The sequence below is a fragment of the Endozoicomonas sp. ONNA2 genome (genome assembly GCF_024606365.1).
GTDB lineage: Bacteria > Pseudomonadota > Gammaproteobacteria > Pseudomonadales > Endozoicomonadaceae > Endozoicomonas.
In genome coordinates this window covers 1-5,591 of sequence record NZ_JAHHPO010000760.1, presented here as the reverse complement: position 1 = coordinate 5,591, position 5,591 = coordinate 1, and the positions used below count along the sequence as shown (strand labels likewise).

General features: G+C 49.6%; 6 protein-coding genes. 1 reads left to right on the top strand and 5 read right to left on the bottom strand.

Features of this window, described 5'->3' with window-relative positions:
* Together KDK14_RS13545 and KDK14_RS13540 are read right to left on the bottom strand one after the other, a co-directional pair.
* Positions 1-1,315, bottom strand: a 1,315-nt coding sequence (locus KDK14_RS13545; protein WP_257265695.1) for a hypothetical protein, incomplete at its 3' end; no start/stop codon positions are given.
* A gap of 291 nt (positions 1,316-1,606) precedes the next feature.
* Positions 1,607-2,338: a GNAT family N-acetyltransferase gene (locus tag KDK14_RS13540; protein WP_257265694.1), complete on the bottom strand. Its 732-nt coding sequence runs from the start codon at positions 2,336-2,338 to the stop codon at positions 1,607-1,609.
* A 451-nt stretch (positions 2,339-2,789) separates the two neighbouring features.
* On the opposite strand from KDK14_RS13540, the gene KDK14_RS13535 reads away from it, so the two are divergent.
* Positions 2,790-3,359, top strand: coding sequence for a hypothetical protein (locus KDK14_RS13535; protein ID WP_257265693.1), 570 nt, complete (start codon positions 2,790-2,792; stop codon positions 3,357-3,359).
* A gap of 222 nt (positions 3,360-3,581) precedes the next feature.
* On the opposite strand, the gene KDK14_RS13530 is transcribed toward KDK14_RS13535, so the two are convergent.
* The 3 genes from KDK14_RS13530 to KDK14_RS13520 form a co-directional block, all read right to left on the bottom strand.
* Positions 3,582-4,673, bottom strand: coding sequence for a J domain-containing protein (locus KDK14_RS13530; protein WP_257265692.1), 1,092 nt, complete (start codon positions 4,671-4,673; stop codon positions 3,582-3,584).
* A gap of 311 nt (positions 4,674-4,984) precedes the next feature.
* The gene (locus KDK14_RS13525) at positions 4,985-5,140 is read right to left on the bottom strand and encodes a hypothetical protein (protein WP_257265691.1); all 156 of its coding nucleotides are present in this window, start codon (positions 5,138-5,140) and stop codon (positions 4,985-4,987) included.
* Between the two features lie 5 nt (positions 5,141-5,145).
* Complete coding sequence (locus KDK14_RS13520) at positions 5,146-5,565, bottom strand: J domain-containing protein (protein WP_257265690.1); 420 nt, start codon at positions 5,563-5,565, stop codon at positions 5,146-5,148.
* Between the last annotated feature and the right edge of the window lie 26 nt (positions 5,566-5,591).

Here is a 5,591-nt window from a genome sequence, read left to right as displayed (position 1 = left end):
ATCCCAGAGCTTTCGGCTGCCGTCTTGAATGAGCCACCTGAACTCGGGGTGCTACGCCGGTGGTTTCGCCAATAGTCTGCAGTGAACCCAGCAAACGAAACCAGAGTTCCTCAGTGAGAGGAGACGTGACGGTGACTGCACCACCTGCCCGAACGTGTTCCAACAGTCGGGTGTTAGGGACTGCATGGCCCTGCGGGGCAATGGCAATGGGGTTCAGCCATTCGATGATATTGCTCTGGTTAATGATGATCGGGTTTTCCGGTGCGCCACCAGAGCGGGACATGGTTCGGAACAGTGCATGAAGCTCGTCGTTCCCTACCGGCATCTGATAAAACTGAACATCGTCCGGTAACTGACCGATATTCCCATTGCTCTCATAGCATTTATGCGTTAACAGCTGTCGTATGGTCTGTTCAAATGCCAGATCGTTCCAGTTGGCGCCTTTCAGAATCACCCGTTGTCCGGCCCGCAATTGCTCAAGCCTGCCGGGCAGGTGCTGGATTCGCCCCTGTTGATTCACTCCGGGGCCACCCAGCAGCAACTGTCGCCAGTTACTGTGCCAGTGACAGTTAATAAGTACGGTATTGTCGTCGTCCATGGCGCTTGTCATGGCACAGGGGAATTCAGCCACTACCGGAGGAACATCATCGCTGCCCTGGTCATTGCCGGTCTCGAACTGCCAGGTATTGCCCGGTCGATTAATGCGTCGCCAGAAATCAGCCCCCGGTGCGTCATCCCGCTGGCCAACCGATGCCAACTGTGCCGGGTCGGCCAGAACCAGCAGGGCGACATGCGCTCCCAACGGGCGTTTCTTCTGGCTGACCTTGTCGTACAGACAGGGGGTATCCGGGTCCAGCAGATCGTTAAATTTCGGCAGTTCCTCGCTGGTGAGCTGGCGAATATCCATCACCAGGGTTAGTGGCTGTGAACTTTCAAACAGCTTGCCTGGCAGCACAGAGTGGCGACCATCGTCGGCAATGCGCAACCGGCTCACCAGGTTAGCCTGTAACAAGTCGTCGGGATGGGAAATAAGGATGACATCCTGATGCTCAGCGCAGGTCTTGGCAGCTAACAGCCGTCGAACCTCCTGATCACTGGCAACAAAACGAAAATCGAAGGCATGAGAGACCAGTGCGGGAACGGATGCAGTTCTGGCTTTGTCAGGCAAGGGAATCGGAGGTAACGATATATGTAGTTTGGGGGTTACACCAGGGCAGGTATCTACACGCTTTGGCGATGAAGCCCGCTCTGCCCTGACTGGCACATCACCAACAAGAACGGATTCGCTTATTCGCCCAACAGACCGATATTCCAACGTTACTATCCTTCTTGTAATCTGAAAGCTTGAATTGCAATTTTTTAGTTATATGACTTTCAGACAAGTTAAAAGTTTTATGGGTTTATCCCAGCGCTTTCTGCGCCCCTTTTTAAGTAGTTAACCAAATGAAATCATATTTTCTAAGCTTTAAGTCACTCTCGGCAACTGCTCCTGCATTCATGCGGCGTTGCAACTTTGTCACCTGCGGCTATGCTGGCACAGGGGGTTGCGCCTTGCATAATAACTGCCCGCCTAGCCAGAAATATACGACTCCATTTGGCCAGCCACTTATACTTTCAAGGCAAAGAACGCCCGCACCCCGCCAGTGCGATTGTATTGATTACCCTCGACTTTTTTACATTCAAAACCCAACCCGGTTAATACCTTGACAGAGGCGATGTTGTCAGGAGCAGCCGTCGCTGTAACCCAACCCAGAGGCAATACTTTACGCGTCCTTTCTTCAGAAAAAATGGTTTCCACCCCATAGCCTTTTTGTTGGTACTCTGGTATGGCTTTGTTAATCAGTGCCGCGGCAGCCTGTTTACCAAAACCTTTATTGCGATATTGCTTATACCCAAGCCCGGCCATTTCAGAATATCCCTCGTAATTTCCCGGTTCTCCATACCACATACACTCCCCTGCACCTGCGACAATATAACCAACAAAAGGTTGAGCCTGACCGGTGGCCTCCGGGCTTCTTTTAAAAACAGCCAAAGCACTGTAGGGGTTACCTGACTGCCATCTTTTAACCCAGCGGTTTCCTCGCTGTATGGCACTCCCTTTCGGAAGTGGTTGACCTGAAGCGTATGTTTTCACCGTTTCCTTATCCCCCATAAGGGCACAATAGTTATCGACATCACAGGCCTTGAGAGATCGCAGGTAAAGATCTTCAGTGTACATATGCACGACAATGCCAGTTGACCTGCTATCACAGGCCTCACTCTCTGAGGACTGTTCAATGCTTATCTCAATAGAGCCATCATAGGGCTTGCCAATTGGAAAGTTTGGTATGGGTAACATGCACGCAAATCTCTGTCTGACTCAAATGTTGTTTAGATGCAGACAAGCTGAAATGGTTCCGTGAAAAATTTTGACACTCAATTTCTCCGGGAGGCTTTGGGAGAAGGCTGTCCGGGAATAGCGCCCAAAGCGAGGATTGCGAGAAATTGAGGATAAACATTTCTGATTCAGAATACTCTGAAGGGCACAAGTAGCACGGCTATTTGACGAAAAAGCAGAAATTTTCAGACCAATTTATCGCAACCGCACGACTGCATGGATGCAAGAGCCAGAGCAACGCAGGAGCAGTTGCCCGCACAGATTCCCGGACAGCCTCCCTGGTATCCGTGCTTTCAAGAGGCTTGCCACTGTTCATTTTTTATCCCAGACTAAGTTTATCCGGTATAAAATCGTTATTAGACAGTTTCTCAGCGTCACCGTACGTTCCCTTCCTTGTGGATGGAGTCCCCCCATGAAGTCCCTCCCCCTTCTGATAGCGATAGTCACTCTCACTGCCTGTGCTTCAGGCTCTAGTCCCGCCGCCAAGAAAGCCAATGCCCGTCAAGCCACCTCGGAAGCATTGACAGAAATATATGCTGACCACCCTGGTGCCAGATCTGCCGTAGCCAGAGGCATTGGCTATCTGGTATGTACTGGCAGTGACAGCTACCTGTTTGCCGCTTCGACAGGCGGTGGTATCTGCACCTTTCACACCGGTGACAAGGTGGATTATTACCGTTTTGCATCCCTTGGAGCCGGTGTAGGAATTGGCTTTAAAAAGGTTGCCTTTCTCTATGTCTTCCAGACCAATACTGCCATGAAGCGCTTTGTAGATTATGGCTGGGATGCCGGTGCCAGGGCAGAGGCCAGTGCCCGCCACAAAGATGAAGTTGGTCAGGTAGCAGCCAATACCTCATACGATGTAGATGGGGTGCGTATTTATCAGTCAGCTATTTGGGGAGCGGCTGCCCAGGCAACAGTACAGGGCTATAAGTTCTGGAGGACTGACTTTACTGATGACGTAATTGAGCACAACGATTAATCTCATACCCATCTGCTCGGAGAATACCAGGCCAGGAAACACTGAAAGCGGACCGGACCGGCAGCGGGAGCGTTGCGGTAAAACGGCAACCCGTAACCGGGACCTGGAAGATGAAGTCTGGCTGAATCCAGACCGGTCGGTCGCCGGTCAGCCAAGGCAAGCTGGGTGATTTGAGACGACAACCATGTTGACAAACACCGTCGACATGGTCAATACACTTGGCTAACGTTTATTTTTAAACAAATCTGAATCTTGGGTCAGGTGCCGGTGTGCTTCAGTGATTAATTGAAAAATCCTGGTACTCTCCTCAAGGTTGTCAGGATTTCTATCTGGATTATACCTTTGTGCCAATATCTTATAGGCACGTGTTACTTCTTTCAGGCTGGAAGCTTGCGTCACCCCCAATACTTTGAGTGAGAAATCGTTCTTCTGGTGCATCTGGCTTGCAGAGAGTGTGCTCGGGACACCTTTTGGGCGCATTTTCTCGACCGACTGGCGCAGAAGATCTTCGTTACCGCCGGACTTTTTGATCAAGTTATCCGTTACTGCCTGAGCTTCTTCCGTGGAAAAGCCTTTTCGCTCAATTTGTTGAATCATCCGGGGGCGTAGCTGGCTGGCTTTTCCGGTAATTGGAGAAACTTTTTGATTAACCCAATGCTTAAACCCGTCAATGTTTGAGCCAGCAGTATTCAGTGCATTTGCAATGGCCTCACGAGACGCTTCCAGGTCGTAGCCTTTGACGGTGAAGTCCTCCATTGCCCACTGAAATTTTTTCTCTTGAATCTCTCGAATGGCAGAGTGTGGGTTCATTGGCGTGTCGTTTACCTTATCTGCCACCGAGCCATAATCAGAATCGCACTGAGTTAACGCCCTTTCTGCCATGAATTTGGCAACAGAGGGGGCATAACCTTTGCCCTGAAATTGATGGGCAGCCCAGTTAGTCCATTCCTGCCGAAGGTGCGCTTTTCTTTCTGCCTGGCTAGAAATATGAATAAATTGATTAAGAACGCCCTGTGCTCTGATGCAGTTTTTCAGATAATTGTCGCGCTTTTTCAGATATCTCCTGCCTAAATAGCGTTTGATAAAACGTGGCAGTTTCTTCACATCAAGGTTGTGCCAACTAATGGTATTCTGATTCTTATTTTTAAATCCAATCGACACGAGGCGAAGCGACATTTCAGGGACTGGATCAGCTTTACTAACTTCTCGTCCGAACGCTTTATTGGGTGCTACTTCCTTACCCCGGGGTTGGGAATTATCTTCTAAAAGGCTAGTAGTGGCTGGCGAGTTGCCGACGTAATGCATACCTTCCATAAATGGTTTCCTTTTTCTAATGTTTTTTTTAGATTAGAACATAGCAGTTTCAAGCAAGGCGGACTTACCTGAGGCTGCATCACGGACAGATGTACCTGCCGCACCATGATTTTCAGAAGCAAAACACGTTGTCCGTGTCAAGACCGACAGGCTCCTGACTTGCGGACCTCATGATTCGCTGCTTCAAGATCCTTACTCACCATTATTTGGGGGGTTGAACAGGGTAACACTGAGAGCAAACGTCAGTATTTCGGCCACCGGCGGGGCAAGAAATGCGCCTTCAAGCCCAAAAGTTTTCCAGAACAGAATGATCAAGCACCAGTGGCAATACCAGAGATCGGCTGACGGCAATCAGGGCCGACTGGGTAGCCCCATGCATCCCGGTAAAAACCGGACAGGGAAATATGGATACCATTAAAGAGAAATGCAGGCCAGCTCAAGGCAATGGTCGACAGGGTCAAAACCATCTTGGCTAACGTTGACTTTTGAACAAATCTGAATCTTCCGTCAGGTGCCTGTTCGCCTCAGTGATTATTTGAAAAATCTTTTCGCTCTCTTTATTGTTCTCAGGGTTTTTATCAGGATGGTTCTTTAGTACCAATGACTGGTAGGCTTTTTTTACATCATTCAGGCTGGCACCTTCCGAAAGCCCCAATGCCTTGAGTGACTGTTGGTTCCTATGCTTCATCTGCTCTGCCGAGAGTTTGGGCGGGGCACCTCTTGGGCGAATTTTCCGGACCGACTGGTGCAGATGTTCTACATTACCACCGGACTGTTTGATCAAGTCATCCGCTACTGCCTGCGCTTCCTCCGGGGAAAAGCCTTTTTTCTCAATTTGTTGAATCATCCAGGGGCGTAACGTATGTAACCATTCGCTAAATCCATTATTCAAGCATCAATAGCCCTGTTCAGCTATCC